At 56.0% G+C, this 16,812-nt stretch carries 16 protein-coding genes, 1 tRNA gene and 1 riboswitch; of the genes, 10 read left to right on the plus strand and 7 right to left on the minus strand.

Features of this window, described 5'->3' with window-relative positions:
* Positions 1–399: 399 nt before the first annotated feature.
* A complete protein-coding gene (locus tag IOB61_RS05615; RefSeq protein ID WP_290813443.1) occupies positions 400–1,962 on the minus strand; it encodes an acetolactate synthase large subunit in 1,563 nt (520 codons plus the stop codon).
* A 121-nt stretch (positions 1,963–2,083) separates the two neighbouring features.
* On the opposite strand from IOB61_RS05615, the gene IOB61_RS05620 reads away from it, so the two are divergent.
* The 3 genes from IOB61_RS05620 to IOB61_RS05630 are packed head-to-tail and all read left to right on the plus strand — an operon-like array spanning position 2,084 to position 5,085.
* Entirely contained in the window at positions 2,084–3,094 is a 1,011-nt protein-coding gene (locus IOB61_RS05620; RefSeq protein ID WP_290813446.1) for an NADP-dependent oxidoreductase, read from the plus strand.
* Positions 3,095–3,109: 15 nt separating this feature from the next.
* Complete coding sequence (locus IOB61_RS05625) at positions 3,110–3,916, plus strand: enoyl-CoA hydratase-related protein (RefSeq protein ID WP_290813449.1); 807 nt, start codon at positions 3,110–3,112, stop codon at positions 3,914–3,916.
* A gap of 2 nt (positions 3,917–3,918) precedes the next feature.
* Entirely contained in the window at positions 3,919–5,085 is a 1,167-nt protein-coding gene (locus IOB61_RS05630; protein ID WP_290813452.1) for an acyl-CoA dehydrogenase family protein, read from the plus strand.
* 96 nt (positions 5,086–5,181) lie between these two features.
* On the opposite strand, the gene IOB61_RS05635 is transcribed toward IOB61_RS05630, so the two are convergent.
* Positions 5,182–5,257: transfer RNA gene (locus IOB61_RS05635), tRNA-Ile, on the minus strand.
* A 172-nt stretch (positions 5,258–5,429) separates the two neighbouring features.
* Here IOB61_RS05635 and IOB61_RS05640 point away from each other — a divergent pair.
* Together IOB61_RS05640 and IOB61_RS05645 are read left to right on the plus strand one after the other, a co-directional pair.
* Positions 5,430–6,197, plus strand: coding sequence for an SIMPL domain-containing protein (locus IOB61_RS05640; protein ID WP_290813455.1), 768 nt, complete (start codon positions 5,430–5,432; stop codon positions 6,195–6,197).
* 107 nt (positions 6,198–6,304) lie between these two features.
* Positions 6,305–7,303 carry a sodium-dependent bicarbonate transport family permease gene (locus tag IOB61_RS05645; protein WP_290813458.1) on the plus strand — a complete coding sequence of 333 codons (999 nt, stop codon included), beginning with the start codon at positions 6,305–6,307 and terminating at the stop codon, positions 7,301–7,303.
* Here IOB61_RS05645 and IOB61_RS05650 read toward each other — a convergent pair.
* The 5 genes from IOB61_RS05650 to IOB61_RS05670 all read right to left on the minus strand — a co-directional run bounded on the left by IOB61_RS05650 (position 7,300) and on the right by IOB61_RS05670 (position 12,715).
* A complete protein-coding gene (locus IOB61_RS05650) occupies positions 7,300–7,932 on the minus strand; it encodes a carbonic anhydrase (protein WP_290813461.1) in 633 nt (210 codons plus the stop codon). The genes IOB61_RS05645 and IOB61_RS05650 overlap by 4 nt on opposite strands.
* Before the next feature lie 39 nt (positions 7,933–7,971).
* The gene (locus IOB61_RS05655) at positions 7,972–8,439 is read right to left on the minus strand and encodes an NfeD family protein (RefSeq protein WP_290813464.1); all 468 of its coding nucleotides are present in this window, start codon (positions 8,437–8,439) and stop codon (positions 7,972–7,974) included.
* A gap of 4 nt (positions 8,440–8,443) precedes the next feature.
* Entirely contained in the window at positions 8,444–9,418 is a 975-nt protein-coding gene (locus IOB61_RS05660) for an SPFH domain-containing protein (RefSeq protein ID WP_290813467.1), read from the minus strand.
* A 769-nt stretch (positions 9,419–10,187) separates the two neighbouring features.
* Positions 10,188–12,233: a prolyl oligopeptidase family serine peptidase gene (locus IOB61_RS05665; RefSeq protein WP_290813470.1), complete on the minus strand. Its 2,046-nt coding sequence runs from the start codon at positions 12,231–12,233 to the stop codon at positions 10,188–10,190.
* Between the two features lie 83 nt (positions 12,234–12,316).
* A complete protein-coding gene (locus tag IOB61_RS05670; RefSeq protein WP_290813473.1) occupies positions 12,317–12,715 on the minus strand; it encodes a hypothetical protein in 399 nt (132 codons plus the stop codon).
* A 162-nt stretch (positions 12,716–12,877) separates the two neighbouring features.
* Between IOB61_RS05670 and IOB61_RS05675 the strand changes: the two genes are divergently transcribed.
* The 5 genes from IOB61_RS05675 to gcvPA all read left to right on the plus strand — a co-directional run.
* A complete protein-coding gene (locus tag IOB61_RS05675; protein WP_290813477.1) occupies positions 12,878–13,264 on the plus strand; it encodes a cysteine peptidase family C39 domain-containing protein in 387 nt (128 codons plus the stop codon).
* Positions 13,265–13,408: 144 nt separating this feature from the next.
* Positions 13,409–13,500: riboswitch (glycine riboswitch) on the plus strand.
* 162 nt (positions 13,501–13,662) lie between these two features.
* Positions 13,663–14,823, plus strand: a complete 1,161-nt coding sequence (gcvT, locus tag IOB61_RS05680) for a glycine cleavage system aminomethyltransferase GcvT (protein ID WP_290813480.1) — start codon at positions 13,663–13,665, stop codon at positions 14,821–14,823.
* Positions 14,824–14,826: 3 nt separating this feature from the next.
* Positions 14,827–15,198, plus strand: a complete 372-nt coding sequence (gene gcvH / locus IOB61_RS05685) for a glycine cleavage system protein GcvH (protein WP_290813483.1) — start codon at positions 14,827–14,829, stop codon at positions 15,196–15,198.
* A gap of 5 nt (positions 15,199–15,203) precedes the next feature.
* Positions 15,204–15,851: an FMN-binding negative transcriptional regulator gene (locus IOB61_RS05690; protein ID WP_290813486.1), complete on the plus strand. Its 648-nt coding sequence runs from the start codon at positions 15,204–15,206 to the stop codon at positions 15,849–15,851.
* Positions 15,851–16,812 (plus strand): aminomethyl-transferring glycine dehydrogenase subunit GcvPA (gene gcvPA / locus IOB61_RS05695; protein WP_290813489.1); only part of this gene is annotated, 962 nt, incomplete at its 3' end. The genes IOB61_RS05690 and gcvPA, both read left to right, overlap by 1 nt.

The following is a 16,812-nucleotide window of genomic DNA, read 5'->3' on the forward strand; positions in this document are numbered from 1 at the left end:
CAATATTCCGGTATAGGAACCGCGTTTTGATCCGTAGGATCAAAGTTGCGGGAAAAACAAGAATGAGAACCGCGTTTTGATCCGTAGGATCAAAGTTGCGGGAAAAACAAGAATAAGAACCGCGTTTTGATCCGTAGGATCAAAGTTGCGGGACAAGTTTTGGCCAGTAGTTGCGTAGGGTGCATTCCTTCAAGAATGCACCATTATAAGGCACTGTTTTAACTAATTTATCTTTCTCTGGACGGCCTTTGCCGCAGGCTGTGCCTTGGCAAAGGCGGCTATCAAGTTTGCGCCGAAACAATCGTCAGACAGGGTCAAAGTGAGCAGAGCGAGCCTTTGAACCGGTCTAAGTCATGCTTTTGGAAGCCGCGATTGGACGGTTTTGTTGACCGCAACGCCTCACATCACCGCCTCAATCAGCACGGGAACATTGGCGGCAATCGCGCGGGCAAGGGCGGTGTCAAAGGCTTCGGCTGTGTCGCAAGAAACCGCCTCAACCCCTTGACCTTCCGCCAGTTTCACCCAATCGAGGGCAGGCTTGTCAAGGGAGAGCATAGAGCTGGCCGCGGGGCCTGGCTGGCCTGCACCCGTGCGGCCCATCTCAATATTCAAAATGCGGTATGAGCGGTTGGCGAAGACCACCGTGACGATGGGCAGGCATTCGCGCGCCATCGTCCACAAGGCTTGCAGCGTATACATGCCCGCGCCATCACCTGTTAGCGCAATGACCTTGCGGTCGGGCGCGGCCACAGCGGCCCCAACCGCCAAGGGCAGGCCTTGGCCTATCGCCCCACCGGTTAGGAACAGCCAATCATGCTGGGCAGCCGTTTGGGTTGCCATGAAATGAGGGAGGCCTGCGGTCACTGCATCATCGGAAATAATGGCTTGATCGGGCATATGGCGCGCTAAGGAAGTGGCGCACGTGTAAGGCGTGATCTTGCCAGTTGGCAGAGGTTGTTCGGTGCGCGTGGGTGCAGGTGGGGCGTCGGGCGCATCTAAGGCATCGGCTAGGGCAGCCAAGGCTTCCGCTGTATCTTCGCTGCGGGCGGAGAGTTCGATGGTGGTGCAGCCTTCTGGCACCAAAATGCTGGGCTTGCCGGGATAGGCGAAGAAAGCACACGGCACGCCCGTTCCTGCGAGGATCATTAGATCGGTACCAGCCAAATCCTCCATCGCCATTTCGGCAAAATAGGCCATGCGGTCGGGGCCAAAGCGGCCTGCACCGCGCGCCAGACGGCCTACAAAGGTGTCGCACAGGACCCGGACGCCCGCAGCCTTTAGGCGCGACATGGTTTCAAGGGCTGCTTCATCATACAGGGCAGGGCCATTGACCAGCACGACCGGCTTTTGCGCCAATTGGATGGCATCGGCCACGGCTTCGACTTGGGCGGGGTCCACCAGCGAGAGCCCCGGCACCGATACGCGCGGCGCATCAGGACCTGCAGGATTCCATGCGCTATCGGCTGGCAAAATCAGGGTTACTGGCCCTGCTGGTGGCCCCATGGTTTCTACAAAGGCTTTTGCCGCCTTTTCGCCCGCTTCGCTGGCTGTTTCGACGACCCCCACCCAACGTGAATTGGGCTTGACCAAGGTTTCAATGTCTGAAGCCAAGGGCGCATCCAAGGTGCGGTGATAGGTGGCATGATCGCCCACAACATTGACCATGGGCGCATAGGCCCGGCGCGCATTATGAATATTGGCCGCGCCATTGGCATAGCCCGGCCCTAAGTGCAAAAGCGTCATGGCAGGCTTTCCAGCCATGCGGGCAAAGCCATCGGCTGCCCCTGTGGCCACGCCTTCAAACAGACACAGAACAGAGCGAATGCGCGGCTCTCGATCTAGGGCTTGCACCAAATGCATCTCGCTGGTGCCTGGATTGGCAAAGCAGGCCGTGACCCCATGTTCAGCCAAAGTCGCCACCAATTGGTCAGCGCCGGTACGGATGTCGGTTTCTTGGGTCATGGCTTACCTCATCTTTACTTTGCCAATCCTTGCCCGAGCCAACCATTCCTGTCACGACAGCAAAACAGATCAGATGCACTTTGGGGCTGACAGGGCGGCCATTGCGGGCCAAGGTGTAGGCATGACCCAGATTCACCGTATCACCCTCGCCCGCCACATCACTGGAACCCCCTCGCTGGAGGACTTTAAACTTGAGACGTTTGAAGCCCCGCCTTTGAAAGAAGGCCAATTCCGGGTGGAAAATAAGTTCGTGTCCGCCGACCCCGGCACACGGTCGCGGCTCTCGGGTACTGATTCCTATGCCGGGGCCTTGAAGATTGGCGATCCGATTGATGGTTTTGCTGTGGGCCATGTGGTGGAAAGCCTAAACCCTGCCTTTGAAGTCGGCCAATTGGTGACGTTGGGCTCGGGCTGGGCTAGCCAGTCGATTTCCAATGGTCGGGGCTATTGTGCGAAACTGCCTGACTTGGGGGTGCCTTTATCGGCTTGGATTGGTGTTCTAGGCGTGCCTGGCATGACGGCTTGGTTCGGCCTAAAGCGCATCGGCCAGATTAAGCCCGGTGACCGCGTGATCGTCACCTCTGCCGCAGGCCCTGTTGGCGCCACGGCAGGCCAATTGGCTAAAGCTTGGGGGGCGTCGCGGGTTGTGGGGGTGGCAAGCGCCGGCGACAAATCCGATTGGCTCAAGGCCGAAGCTGGCTTTGATGAGGTTATCGACTATCGCTCGCCCACCTTTGCAGCCGATCTGGCGGCGGCCATGCCCGAAGGGGCAGATGTGCTGTTTGATAATGTCGGCAATGCGATGATTGATACGATCCTACCGCTCATGCGCCCGTTTGGCCGGATTGTGGTTTCGGGCCAAGTGGCAGACTATAATGTCGCGCTGCCTGATCGGCATGGTATTCGCAATACTGACCGCTTCATCACCCATCGCTTGAAGATGGAGGGCCTTGTGGTGTTTGACGATTTGCGCGCTTTCCCGGAAGCCCAAGCCGAAGCCGCCGCCATGATCCAAAGCGGCCAATTGAAGCTGAAAGAAGTCATCTCTGAGGGCGTGGAAAGCCTGCCTGCCGCTTTTTGCGCCTTGTTCCAGCCCGGTGCCACCTTTGGCCGCCGCATTGCGCGCATTTAGGCGGGGGAGGGCTCCATGGAATTTCAGCACTATTCCCGCATCCAATTTGCCTATGACCAAGGCTATGGCCCCCGCGTTCTGGTTGTGACCATCGCGGGCAATAATCCCGTCAATGGCGTGGATGAGGCGATGCATGAAGAGCTGGCGCGGGTCTTTACCGATTGCCAGCGCGATCCTGACAGCGATTTGATCGTTCTGACGGGTAAGGGCCGTGTCTTCTGTGCCGGTGGCGATTTGGACTGGTTTGACGAACAAATCAGCAATCCCGCCAGCTTCCGGGCCATTGCGCCAGATGCTAAGCGGATCGTGCTCTCGCTCCTTGAACTTGAAAAACCCATCATCTGCCGTCTCAATGGCGCGGCTGCCGGCCTTGGCGCGACCATTGCTTTGATGTGCGATGTGATTATCGCCGAGGACACCGCTAAGATTGGCGACCCGCATGTGAAGGTTGGCCTTGTAGCTGGCGATGGTGGAGCCGTCATTTGGCCGGCCCTGATCGGGGTGGCACGGGCCAAGGAAATGCTGCTGACAGGGGACTTAATCTCAGGGGCTGAGGCTGCCCGCATTGGCCTTGTGAATTATGCAGTGCCGTCTGACCAGCTCAACAGCAAGGTCGCCGAAATGGCCGGTAAAATCCTGGGCAATCCGCGTTGGGCTGTCCGCTGGACCAAAGTCGTGATGAACCAACAATTGCGCCAAGCCGCCAATCTCACCATGGATGCGGCGGTGGCCTATGAGACCTTGTCCAATATGGCCAAGGACCGGGCCGAAGCCGTCGCCGCCTTTAAAGAAAAGCGCAAAATGAATCTGACAGGGGAATAGATTTGCCACACGCCTTTGCCCCAGAGCCCGACCACATTACCGAGCTGCGCCACCAGTTACGCCGCTTTGTGGAAGCCAAAGCACCGCGGGAAAAGCGCCAGCTTTGGGACCGTACCCACACCTGGCCGCGCGACCTCTTTGCCGAGCTTGCCGCTATGGGTATTTGCGGGCTGACGGTTGATGAGGAATTTGGCGGTCTGGGCCAAGATATTTATGCGGCTGTGGCCGTGATTGAAGAATTGTGTCGGGCAGGGGCGTTTCTGGCAGGGCCCTTCATCCATTGCGCTTTTTATGGCGGGATGAATATTTCTGAAAATGGCAATGACGCACAAAAGGCTGCCTATCTGCCGGCCTTGGCCAAAGGCGAACTGATGTTCTGCTATGGCCTGTCTGAACCCGATGTGGGCGGGGACTTATCCAGTGTCACCACACGCGGCGTGATTGACGGCGATCATGTGGTTATCAATGGGGCCAAACGCTGGTGCACGGGTGCCGACTTTGCCGATTATATCTATTGCCTCATCCGCACAGAGAGCGATGAGAAGCGCAAAAATCTCGCCTTTGTGCTGATCCCGAAAGATACTCCGGGTGTGACCCTGCAGCCGATTGAACATGTCAATCTGCGCTATACCTTGTCGAGCGATGTCTATTTCGACAATGCGCGCATCCCTGTTTCCCACATCGTGGGTGGCCCTGAGAAATGGGGCAAGGGTTGGGGCATGTTGGCCGGTCGCGCGCTGGATGTCGAAAAGCTCGAAATCACCGCCGTGACTTTCGGTATCGCCCAAGCCGCGGTCGAGGAAGCTTGGGCCTATGCGCAAGAGCGCGTGCAATTTGGCAAGGTCATCTCGGGCCATCAAGCCATTCGTCACGCTCTGGTGGAAGCACGCACCAAGCTCGAAGCCTGTCGACATATGCTCTATCACGCCGCTTGGCTTGCCACCCAAAACCTGCCCTGTGGCATTGAATCGAGCATGGCCAAGCTGTTTGTTGCCGATACCGCGGCAGAAATCGCGCTCATCTGCCAACGCGTGCTTGGGGCCTATGCCTTGTCAGACGCCTTCGACATGGAACGCCACGTCCGCGACCTCCTCGGCATGCGCATCGTGGGCGGGTCGAGCGACATGCAGAAGAATAATCTTGCAGGGCTGTGGGGGATGAAGGGTTGATCCGGCTTCGCTCTTCGAGCTTCGCCGCGATAAATCCTAGTTTCGCTCTTCGAGCTTCGCCGCGGCTCGCCGAGCCGTAGCTCGAAGAGCGAAGGCTGGTGGGTCGTGTAGGACTCGAACCTACAACCAGACCGTTATGAGCGGCCGGCTCTAACCATTGAGCTAACGACCCGAGCCATGGCGAACCATCTGCGGGAGGCGGGGAGATAGCGGTTTTTGATGCGTCGCAAAAGCCTTGTCCTCATTTGAACGCAGATCGGTCTCTTTTTTGCCCAATGCAGTGCAGACTCTGTTCATGTTGGTTTAGGTAGAAACCAAAAGACCAATCTGGGAAGGGAAATCTTATGCGTCACTTTAACCGTCAAACCCTCTTATCGGCCCTCGCCCTCAGCGCGGTGGGGTTTGTGCCCGTCTCCGCTTTGGCGCAGGCGGCCCCTGCCATGGGTGCACCCTGCTGCGTGGCGCCTACCCCGGTTACACCCACCACCTTGAACTTCACTGTCAGCGCTGATCAGAAAAAAGCCCCAGACATGGCGACCTTGGGGGCAGGGGTTGTGACCACCGCCAAAACCGCCAAAGCCGCGATGGAAGATAATGCGCGCAAAATGTCTGCCGCCTTTGTAGCGCTGAAAGCCGCAGGCATTGCCGACAAGGACATGCAAACCTCTGGCGTGCAGCTAAGCCCGCAATATGACTATACCAATGGCACCCGCCCGCGCATCGTGGGCTATCAAGCCGCCAATCGCGTCACCCTAAAGCTGCGCAAGATCGACCAAATTGGTGCGGTGATGGATGCCCTGGTCGCCCAAGGCATTAATGAGATTGATGGGCCAAATTTCGGCATTGAAAACCCTGACGCCATGCTGGATCTAGCCCGTAGCGAAGCGATGGCGACGGCCCTGCGCCGCGCCGACCTCTATGCAAAGGCCGCAGGCATGCGGGTTAAGCGCATTGTGTCGATCAGTGAGAGTGGTGGCTACACCCCGCCCCAACCCATGCCGATGATGATGGCACGGGCCGCGATGGCCGATGCCGCCGCACCAACCCCGGTTGCAGCCGGTGAGGTCAGTTATTCCATCCAGATCTCGCTTCAAGTTGAGCTTGAGAAATAAGTCTAAGCCGACAAGTTTTGATCCAAGGTAGGGCCAGCATCGTTTTTGTGGTCTAAGCCTTGGGTCAAAGCTTGCAAACTCTGGGGTTTCGCGTTAGCGCCCCCGCCATGCTTAACTTTGACCTTGTTGCTGCTAACCTTCTTTCGCCCGCTGTTATCTGTTTCGCGCTAGGGGCTTTTGCCGCCTATGTGAAAAGCGATCTGCGCGTTCCCCAACAGGTACATGAGACCATCTCCATGTATCTCTTGTTCTCGATTGGCTTGAAGGGCGGGATTGCGCTGGACAATTCGGCCGGCACATCCATGTTGCTGCCGTTTCTGGCCACCATCTTCATGGGCGTGCTGACACCTATTATCGCCTTCTATGTCGCCCGACAGATTGGCAAGCAGAGCATTGTTGATTCGGGGGCCATGGCCGCCCACTTTGGCTCAGTCAGCGCGGTGACCTTTATGGCGGCCCTGAACTTTGGTGCGTTGAGTGGCTTTAAGATTGAGGGGTATCTGACCGCGCTTCTAATTGTGTTGGAAGTGCCAGGTATCATTATTGGCATCGTGCTGGCGCGATTGATGTCGGAAAATCGCACCATCAGCGTCAATCATGTGTTGCGCGAAGCCATTACCAGCAAAAGCGTTATGCTGATGGGCGGCGGGCTTTTGGTTGGCTTGTTGACCGATCCCAAAGGCATTGAAGCCGTCTCCACCGTCTTTATCACGCCCTTCCAAGGCGTGCTTGCTTTCTTCTTGCTGGAATTAGGCGTCGTCGCCCTGAAGCGCCTGCGGGAATCAAAGGCCCCCTTGCCCTTCATGTTGGCGTTTGGCGTGACCATGCCCATCCTGTTTGGCACGATTGGCCTTGTGGTTGGCCATTTCGCGGGCTTCTCGGTTGGTGGCACCGCGGTGTTTGCCACGATGGCAGCAAGTGCTTCCTATATTGCGGCCCCAGCCGCCGTGCGCATGGCGATGCCAGAGGCAAATGAAGGGCTCTATCTGACGACGTCGATCAGTATCACCTTGCCGTTCAACATCATCATCGGCATCCCGGCTTATTTTGCTGTCTCTGAAATGATTAGCGGCTGGCCAACTATGGCCAGCCTCGCGGGTGGCTAATCGGCTGCCCGCGGATCTGCCCGCACCCAGCCCCGCTCATGATTGAAGAGGTCTAGCCCGCCGGTCGCAATATCAAAGCGGGCGCCTTCGAGATTGAGGGTGCCAGCGGCAACCTTTTCGGCCACAAAGGGGAAGCTTAATAGATTGGACATGGAGAGTTCAACGCTTGCCCGTTCGCAAGGTTCAATCTCGTCAGTCTTGAGCGCCACAACGACAGGTACCAGCACGTCAATCCATTGGTTGACGAAGCGCAGGCTTTGGCCTTCTTGCCCGGCCTTGGTGCCCCAGCGGCCCCGATCGATCGCAGCCTTAACCCCACCGCAGCGGGCATGGCCCATGACAAGGATGGTCTTCACGCCGAGGGCTTGGACGGCGAACTCAATGGCGGCAGAGGTGCCGTGCAGGCCTTCGCCTTGCTCAAACGGCGGCACGAGGGCTGCCACATTGCGCACAACAAACAGCTCTCCAGGTGACACATCAAATATCTGACCGGGATCGGCGCGGGAGTCAGAACAAGCGATCACCAAAAGGCGCGGGGTCTGGCCATCGGCCAATTGCTCATATAGTTCGCGTTGGTGCGGCCAAGCATCGCGGCGAAAACGGCTATAGCCTTCCAATAATCGGTCCATCAGAAGTCTATAGCCGCACCCCTCCGCACAAGGGAAGGCTTAATTGGCGCGCGTCACATGCAGGACGGCACCTTCAACCCCGGTCACCACAAGCACGCTGCCGCTAGCTGGATCGGCATCATCGAGGGTTTTGGCGGCCCATTCTGTATCGCCCAGCCGTACACGACCTGTCCCGCTGACAAAGCCATCTACAGCTACCGCCTGCTGGCCAATATGGCGTTGCAGGGGCGAATTCAGCGTGGGGTCCTCTGAAGGCGTCGTGTCAGGCTTGAAAAAGCGCCGTCCGACGACCGTGGTTGCCAAGGCAAACAGGGCGAAAGCCACAAGCTGTACCGGCAGGCTTGCACCGGGAAACAGGAAGGCCAGTGCGGCAGTCAAAGCCGCAGCTGTGGCGATCCACAAGAGATAGGCGGTGCCAGTCAGCAATTCTGCCGCCAGCAAAGCCGCACCAATGCCCAGCCAGATCAAAGCACCCAGACCTGCCCAATTACTGAAAAAAGCATCCATCAACTTAGTCCTTTGTGGTGGGAACAGCAGTGCGGGCAGGGGCTTTGGCCTGGCCTTGGCTTTGGCTTTGTGTGGCCGTGCCCGACAGCGTCAATTGCCGTACCCCCTCAATGGCCGAGGCAATGGCACTCAATTCCGTCGGCACAATCACGGTGCGCTGTTGCGGCGAGGAGGCCAATTTGCCAAAGGCCTCCACATAGGATTGGCCTAAGAAATAATTCAGCGCATTGACGTCTCCGGCCGAGATGGCTTCAGACACCATGCGTGTCGCATTGGCTTCGGCTTCTGCGGCGCGTTCGCGGCCTTCAGCGTCGCGGAAGGCAGATTCCCGGCGGCCTTCGGCTTCAAGAATAATGGCTTGCTTCTGCCCTTCTGCGCGCAAAATGGCTGCCGCCTTTTCGCCTTCAGCTTGGGTGATTTCAGCCCGACGCTCACGCTCTGCCTTCATTTGCTTGGCCATGGCCTCGTTGAGATCAGAGGGTGGCGACAAATCCTTGATTTCGATGCGCACGACTTTCACACCCCAAGGATTGGTGGCGGCATCAATCGTCTGCAACAACTTGGCATTGATGGTGTCGCGCTGGGATAGCACTTCGTCCAATTCCATCGAGCCGATCACGGTGCGCAAATTGGTCAAGGACAGATTGGTGATGGCCAGACGCAAATCCTCCACCTCATAGGCGGCTTTGGCTGCGTCAAATACTTGGGTAAAGACCACCGCATCGCAGCGCACCATAACGTTATCGCGCGTAATCACTTCTTGGCGCGGCACATCCAGAACGCTTTCCATCATGGAAATCTTGCGGCCGATCTGGTCCATGATGGGCGTGATGAAATGAATGCCAGGGTGTAGGGTGCGCAAATAACGGCCAAAGCGCTCCAATGTATATTGCCGGCCTTGCGGCACGATTTTGACGAATGTGGTGACAAAAATGACCGCCATCACAACCAAGGCGGCGGAAAACCAAAGCAGATCCATAAATAAACCTCCCCAATCAGAGCCAATGGGATAGGCCTTACACGGGTACGCAATGGCGTACCAAGCCTACCCTAAATCATTGCCCGCGCGAGATATGTGTATTGCGAGCCCGGATTAAAAGAGGTCGCTTGTTTTCCTGTGGATAAAATGGTGGATAAGATTGGGGATAATCCTTATGTAGCTGATTTTATGAAAAATTGCCGGAACGGCGACTCACAAAAAACTGCTTGTCAAAATAAAAATCAGGCGTAACCTTATTTTCACGGAAGCAAGCGCGGGAGTAGAAAGTTAGCAAGGCGACAAAAGAAGAAAACGCCTTTCAATAGGTGGGGTCAACATAGTCTAATTCTAACGAATACTTCTAAAGGCGAAGCGAAAGCTATACCTAGCGATTGGGTCCGTCGCACTCAACTTGTTGAGAGCAGGCCGCACGGGGAAACCGGTGCGGCCTTTGTGCTTTTGGGCGCTTTGAATATTTGGCGCATTTTCATTTCAACTGGAGTGGCGTCGAAATAGATCATGTCGCGATGTGCTATTCAAAGGTTCGCCATCCCGGGAGAGGGCGATGAAATTTGGATTCGGGGAACAGGTAATTTTGTGACTTAGACGACCACTCACTCTGCAGCCGCGCGGGCCCGTGCCGCCAAAAGCGGATCAAGCAGCCAGCTCATGAAGGTGCGTTATGCCACAAGCCGCGCAGGCTGATGCAGCGTCACACTGCCATAGACACGGCGGCGCTGGGCTTCAATGACAGCGGGGCGGAAGAGGGTCATGGACGCGTACTGGATTGACTTTGCGCTAGACCTAAATCTTTCAAGAGTGGCGTTGATGCCCTTTGGTGGACTATCTGAGCAAAAGTTGCCCGGTCCTTACTTCTGAAGGATAGACGAGAAAGACTATGCCCGCCGCCGCCGGTAAAGATGGTTCCAACGAGGCATCGTTTCGCCTTTAGCTTAGAAGCAAAAACTTCCGCCTGCGAGAAAGGCGCCCGATCATCATTATGCGCATGAAAGAGCAAAAATTTTGTGCCATAACAGAAGTCAGGTGTAGCGGTGATCGCAGCATCGAGTTCCAATTGATCTTGAATCTTGTGAAACCCTGCCATGTCCTCGTTTGAGCCAAGCAAAACCCAATCATACGCCCCAGAGAACATAATTGCGCCACTATACAGGTCGGGGCGACTTAGCGCTGCTTGAACAGCTGTACTTGTCCCGGCGCTGCCGGCTCTGAGCGTAATGTTCCCGGCAAGTGTCGGGAAAGTAGCGATTAGCCTCTCCGACAATTCATTAATGGCCTCTACAGTCAGCTTTCGATTTGGCGTTGCTGATGACATGGCAAACAATCTGCCAAAGTCGCCGTCACCTGGAAGGATGGCCTGCGCAACCCAATGTTCGTCTAGAAGCGGGTCAAAAGGTCGAATAAATTCGTTTGGTGATTGCGCGGTTCCGCCTACAGCACCATATAGGTCAATAATGATTGATTTTGGGGATGCCATAATTGATTTCGTGATGACTAATGCAGGGCTCGGCATAGAACTTCCATCTTCCTGATTTAGTCGCAAGACAAAGGTTTGGGCGTGAGCCTGATCTATAATCGGCAGGTGGCTCTCAGCGGAAATTTCCGGCGCGATCAACACCGTGGTTGTCTCGCAGTTTCTGTTTGTTCCGGTTGCGCCTGTGGAAAGCGCAAAGTGTTGAAAGCTAAGCCGCCGACCAGGTGCTTCCCTGCGAAGCTCAACCCCGGCAATGAGTGGAGAAGCCCAGACACGCAAGCGCGCCAGCGGGCTTGGTTCGCTTAACGCCTTTAAGGTTAGAATGCCGGCTCGGTTTCTGCATACAAACTTTAACGCAGGCCCTGTTTTGGAGCCCGTGATAACGTAGATATCACCGCTCTTGTCCACTTGAGGCGGTATTGATTGGATGAGCTCATCGGGCAAATCTAGGTCAGTAGCAAAGTTTTGAATTGATATTTGACCAGAGCCTGAGACACTTGCGTGCAATTGGGTTAACCCGGCCACAGATCTTGGCGCTGCACCTCGGGGAAAGTCGACTGCTACGCCGAAGAGTGCACTTGAACCTGCCGGTGCAGCTGACCATGCACCATAAAAAAAAGTGTGCATTTCGTCGTGTAAGATCCGCTTTGGCCCTAAGGTTGGCTCAAAAATTGTTGCAATTTTTCTCTCCCTGTCTAACGCAAACCTCAGCATTTCAGTTCTGCCGTTTTCAGAGTAAATGGCGGGAAGAAACCCCTCAAGAAGGCCATACTTTTCTGATCGCCAGCCTTCTTCTAATTCCCCTGTTAATTCGTTGAACTTATAAAACACCGGCGTTGCAGCTGAATTGTCGATGAGGCTAAGATTGCGTTCAAATATCGGTCCGAAGCTGAAACGCCCCGAACCGACTCTCGAAACAGCATTTGTTGCCAAATCAATTTTAAACAGGGCATTAGCTGTATTTTCCTGAGAGTTTCTTGTCTCGGTGCGAACAAGACAAAAGGACGATTTGGATTCCTTGCACTCGAAATCTAAGACATCAAATTCTTCCCCCTCCGATGGGAGCGCTATTCGTTGGAGCTTAGGGATGCCATCAGATAATCCAAGGGATGGGTTGAATGTTGTCAGGATTTGTTGGTCTTCGCTCATGCAAATTTTTACCGTGCTGACGGTAAGACATTCTAGCAATCGTGGCGGGCGGGCGTTGTCTTGAAATCCTGAAATTGTAGAAACATCGCTTCCATGGGCTTCCATGCAGCCAACAACACACAGGGCCCACGCGGCCAACCCAACTGCATTTGCTAACTGTCGATATCTGGTCATGTTACAGAACGGCCTTTTTATCTATGCCGAGCAAGCAAACAGGTTTGGCGTTATTTCGCTCGGCATGTTTCGATCCAGTTTCATCAGAATGGAATAGTTACCCCAATGCCAACAGTTGGTGCCCCGCCATTCACCAGAATGGTAAGTGTTCCAGTAACGTTGCTTCCGCTTTGTGTCGTGTAAGTAATTGACCCCTGTACGGACAGCGCGTTTTTGTTATCTGTATCGTTGCCGATGGTCACAGATCCGGACGGATTGCTTGTGGGTGGTCCATATAAGAATGGAATGTCAGAAGTGGGGCCCGAACCATCAATCGGGTTCCCATTATAATCTAGCCCCGCTTCTTTGAGTGCCATGTTTATCATCGCTTCATACCCCCAATACGCTTCAGACTGCTCGGGGCTTTTGAAGTCGGTGTATGGGTTCCATGGGCGCGAACCCCCGCTTACTGAACCTACTTCATCCATCGTCAATGCACGCATATTTCAATCTCCCTGTCCGGTCTGAAATCGGGCCGAATACCGAACTGCATTTGGCTTCCCTAGCGGACGCCGTTTAAATTGATTTAGCGAGTAGGGGTATTTCAAGTGGCGAAATAGCGGTTTTATAATCAATCTGTGGATAACTATTTTGGGTAGCAATACATGATGCCTGAGGTTAGGCAAGCTGAAAATTTGGATCGGCCAGCTCACGACGATAGCCGTACTTGGCTGCCCCGCCTGTTCCACTCAGACAAGCTGCCAATGATCTTGCAGGCAGAGGCAGCGGAGTGTGGGCTGGCGTGCCTAGCCATGGTTGCCGCTGCCCATGGCCAGCGCCATACTTTGAGCGACTTGCGCCGCAAATTAAGCGCCAGCCTCAAAGGTACGACCCTCAAAAGGGTCATGGATATGGCCGATGGGCTGGGCAAGGTGGGCAGGCCCCTCCGGCTGGAAGTCGATGAATTGGTCAGGCTAAAGCCGCCTTGTGTGTTGCACTGGAACTTGGCCCATTATGTGGTGCTGAAGCAGACCCATGTGACGGCGGAATAGACTTGGCCGCCTAATTTACCCGCCTCTGCTGCAAAAGCTTGTCGATGAATGGCGTTGCGGGCGTCAAAGCAGTTGACGTGTCGGGCGTGCGCGGGCAGGAGGGCAATTCTTGCGTCGCTCTTGGATGAGACCGGCTCAAGCTCATGTGTGACTGCGGGAGAGACGATCCCGAGCAGGACCGCGCCGAAGGAGCAACCGCCCCGGAAACTCTCAGGCAAAAGGACCGCAGCCACGTCAATACGCTGGAGAGTGTTGGGCACATCGTCCAACCGCCGAAGGAGCAAGCGGTCCCTTGAAGTCTCAAGGTTATCCGCGAAAACTCTCAGGTTTTAGACAGCTGGGGCGCGCGCCGACATGGGGGAACCCTGAGGCGTGTCGCGTACCTGTCGGAGCCTTTGATGTCTGAAGACACTTCCTTAAAAACCACACCTCTCACGGGGCTATGGCAAAGCATGGGTGGCCGCATGGTGCCTTTTGCTGGCTATTTGATGCCGGTGCAATTTGCCGAAGGGGTGATGAAAGAACATGTGTGGACGCGCGAAAGTTGCGGCCTGTTTGACGTCTCGCACATGGGGCCAGCCTTTCTAAAGTTGGATGACGCAAGCCTTTCAGGCGATGCGGCCCACGCCGCGATTGCCGCCTTGGTTGAGACGATTTTGCCCTGCGATGTCGCAGGCCTTGCCCCCGGGCAATTGCGCTATACGACATTGCCCAATGCCACGGGCGGTGTTTTGGATGATTTGTTTGTGGGCCGTCCAAAGGCCGAAGCCGATCAAGGCACGCTTTATTTCGTCGTCAATGCCGGCTGCAAAGAGCAAGACTTTGCCATCATTGCGCACGCTTGCGCCGGTAAAGCCACGCTGACCCGGGCCGATGATCGCGCCCTGATCGCGGTACAAGGGCCAAAGGCCGTCGATGCAATTGGCAATGTGGGCGATGGGCCAAAGCGCCTGAGCTTTATGGAATTTGCCACCGTGAAAGGCCCTTATGGCGAGGTGGTGGTATCCCGCTCTGGCTATACGGGTGAAGATGGCTTTGAAGTCCTGATTGCCGCGGACAAGGCTGAGGCTTTCGTGCGCACTTTGCTTGCCACCGCCCATGTAAAGGCCATCGGCCTTGGCGCACGCGATAGTTTGCGGCTGGAAGCGGGCCTTTGCCTCTATGGCCATGATCTGGACGAGACGACGAGCCCGATTGAAGCAGGCCTTGCTTGGACCATCCAAAAGGTTCGGCGTGAGCGCGGTGATTTTCCAGGTGCTGCCCGCATTTTGAAAGAACTTGCCGAAAAGCCCAGCCGCAAGCGTGTCGGCCTCTTGCCCAAGGATAAGGCCCCTGCGCGTGAAGGGGCTGAAATCCGCAATCTCGCTGGCGAGAAGGTCGGGATGGTCACCTCTGGCGGCTATGGCCCAACAGTCGGTGGCCCGATTGCTATGGGCTATGTCGATGCCGCCTTTGCCGCAGTCGGCACAGAATTGGACTTAATTGTCCGCGATCAACCCCGGCGCTGGGTTGTCGCCTCGCTTCCCTTTGTTCCACACAACTATCACCGGAAAGGCTGAAACATGACCACCAAATATACGAAAGACCATGAATGGGTTTCGGTTGCAGGCGATATCGCCACCTGTGGCATCACGGCCTATGCAGCCGATCAATTGGGCGATGTTGTCTTTGTCGAATTGCCAAACATCGGCCGCATCGTCTCGCAGGGCGATGAAGTGGCCGTTGTGGAAAGCGTAAAGGCCGCCTCAGACGTCTATGCGCCTGTCTCGGGCGAAGTGGTCGACGTCAATGAAGCTTTGGCAGAGGCCCCCGAAGGCGTGAATGAGGCAGCCGAAACCACGGGCTGGTTCACCAAGCTGAAGCTAACCGATCCAGCAGAATTGGATGCCTTGATGGATCGCGCGGCCTACGACGCCTATCTAGCAGGCCTCTAAGCCAGATGTATGTGCCGGTTCACAATCGGGTAGACGACCCAGAGGAAGCTTGGGCCTTTGTAAAGGCCCATCCCTTCGCGGTGCTGTGCGTCAATGGGCCTGACGGTCCCGTGGTCGCGCATGTGCCCTTGGTTGTTCGCCACGATGAAGCAACTGGCACGCAAGAGCTTATTGGCCATATTGCCCGCGCCAATCCCTTCCATGAGGCGGTAGCCGAAGAAGGCAGCCCGTGTGTGGCCGTCTTCCGAGGGCCTGATGCCTATGTCAGCCCATCGCTTTATCCCTCCAAGCAGATCCATGGCAAAGTCGTGCCGACTTGGGCCTATTTGGCGGCAGAGGCGCGGGGGCATGTGACGATTGAGACCGATCCACGCGCCATGCGGAACTATCTGGAACCGGCCACCCACGACATGGAGGCACAAGCCCCCAAGCCTTGGGCCGTTGACGATGCGCCTGCGGAATATATCTCCACCCTCGAGCGCGCCATCGTGGGTCTGAAGATTAAGGTCCGGGCCTTGGTCGCCAAGCGCAAGATCAACCAAGGCAAGCCACAGGCCGATTATCATTCTGTGCAGGAGGCCTTTGCCGCTTCTGCCCATACCTCCCACCAGCTTCTTTCCCTTGAAATGCAAAAAGAAAGTCAGAAAACCTGATGCGATATTTGCCCCTTACCCCATCTGACCGCGAGCAAATGCTGGCTAAAGTTGGCGTTGCCTCAATCGAAGATTTGTTCCTCGATGTCCCCGAAGTCGCCCGTCTCGACGGTCCGATCCATGATCTGCCATTCGCCCAAGGTGAATTGGCGGTAGAGCGCCATATGCAGCGCTTGTCCAATGCCAGCGTGGCAGCTGGTAGTGTGCCATTTTTCTGTGGGGCAGGGGCTTACCGCCACGCCGTGCCTGCCAGCGTCGATCATTTGATCCAGCGCTCAGAATTTTTGACCACCTACACGCCCTATCAGCCTGAAATGGCGCAAGGCACGGTGCAGACCCTGTTTGAATTCCAAAGCCAAGTGGCAGGTCTTCTGGCGTGCGATGTGGCCAATGCTTCCATGTATGATGGCTCTACTGCGTGTGCCGAAGCCGTAGTGATGGCCGCCCGTGTGACGAAGCGCACCAAAGTGGTGTTTTCAGGTGGCCTGCATCCCCACTACCGTCGCGCGGCACGCACCTTGGCCAAGCATTCAGGGCTTGAGATTGCAGGCCTTCCCATTGCGATTAATGATGAGGCAGCCGTTCTGGCAGCGGTCGATCAGAACACCGCCTGCGTCGTGGTCCAGTGCCCGAACGTGTTCGGCACGCTGACCGACTTCACCGAGCTTGCCAAAGCCGTGCAAGCCAAGGGTGCCTTGTTGATCGCGGTCTTTACCGAAGCCGTCGCCTTTGGCCTCATCACGCCACCAGGCGAAATGGGTGCTGATATTGTTGCAGGCGAAGGCCAGTCGATTGGCAATAGCTTGAATTTCGGCGGTCCCTATGTTGGCCTGTTTGCCACCAAGGACAAATATGTGCGCCAAATGCCCGGCCGTTTGGCTGGCGAGACGGTGGACGCCGATGGCACGCGCGGCTTTGTGCTGACCCTTTCCACGCGCGAGCAGCATATTCGTCGCGACAA

The organism is Aquidulcibacter sp. (assembly GCF_020253525.1).
Classification (GTDB): Bacteria; Pseudomonadota; Alphaproteobacteria; order Caulobacterales; family Aquidulcibacteraceae; genus Aquidulcibacter.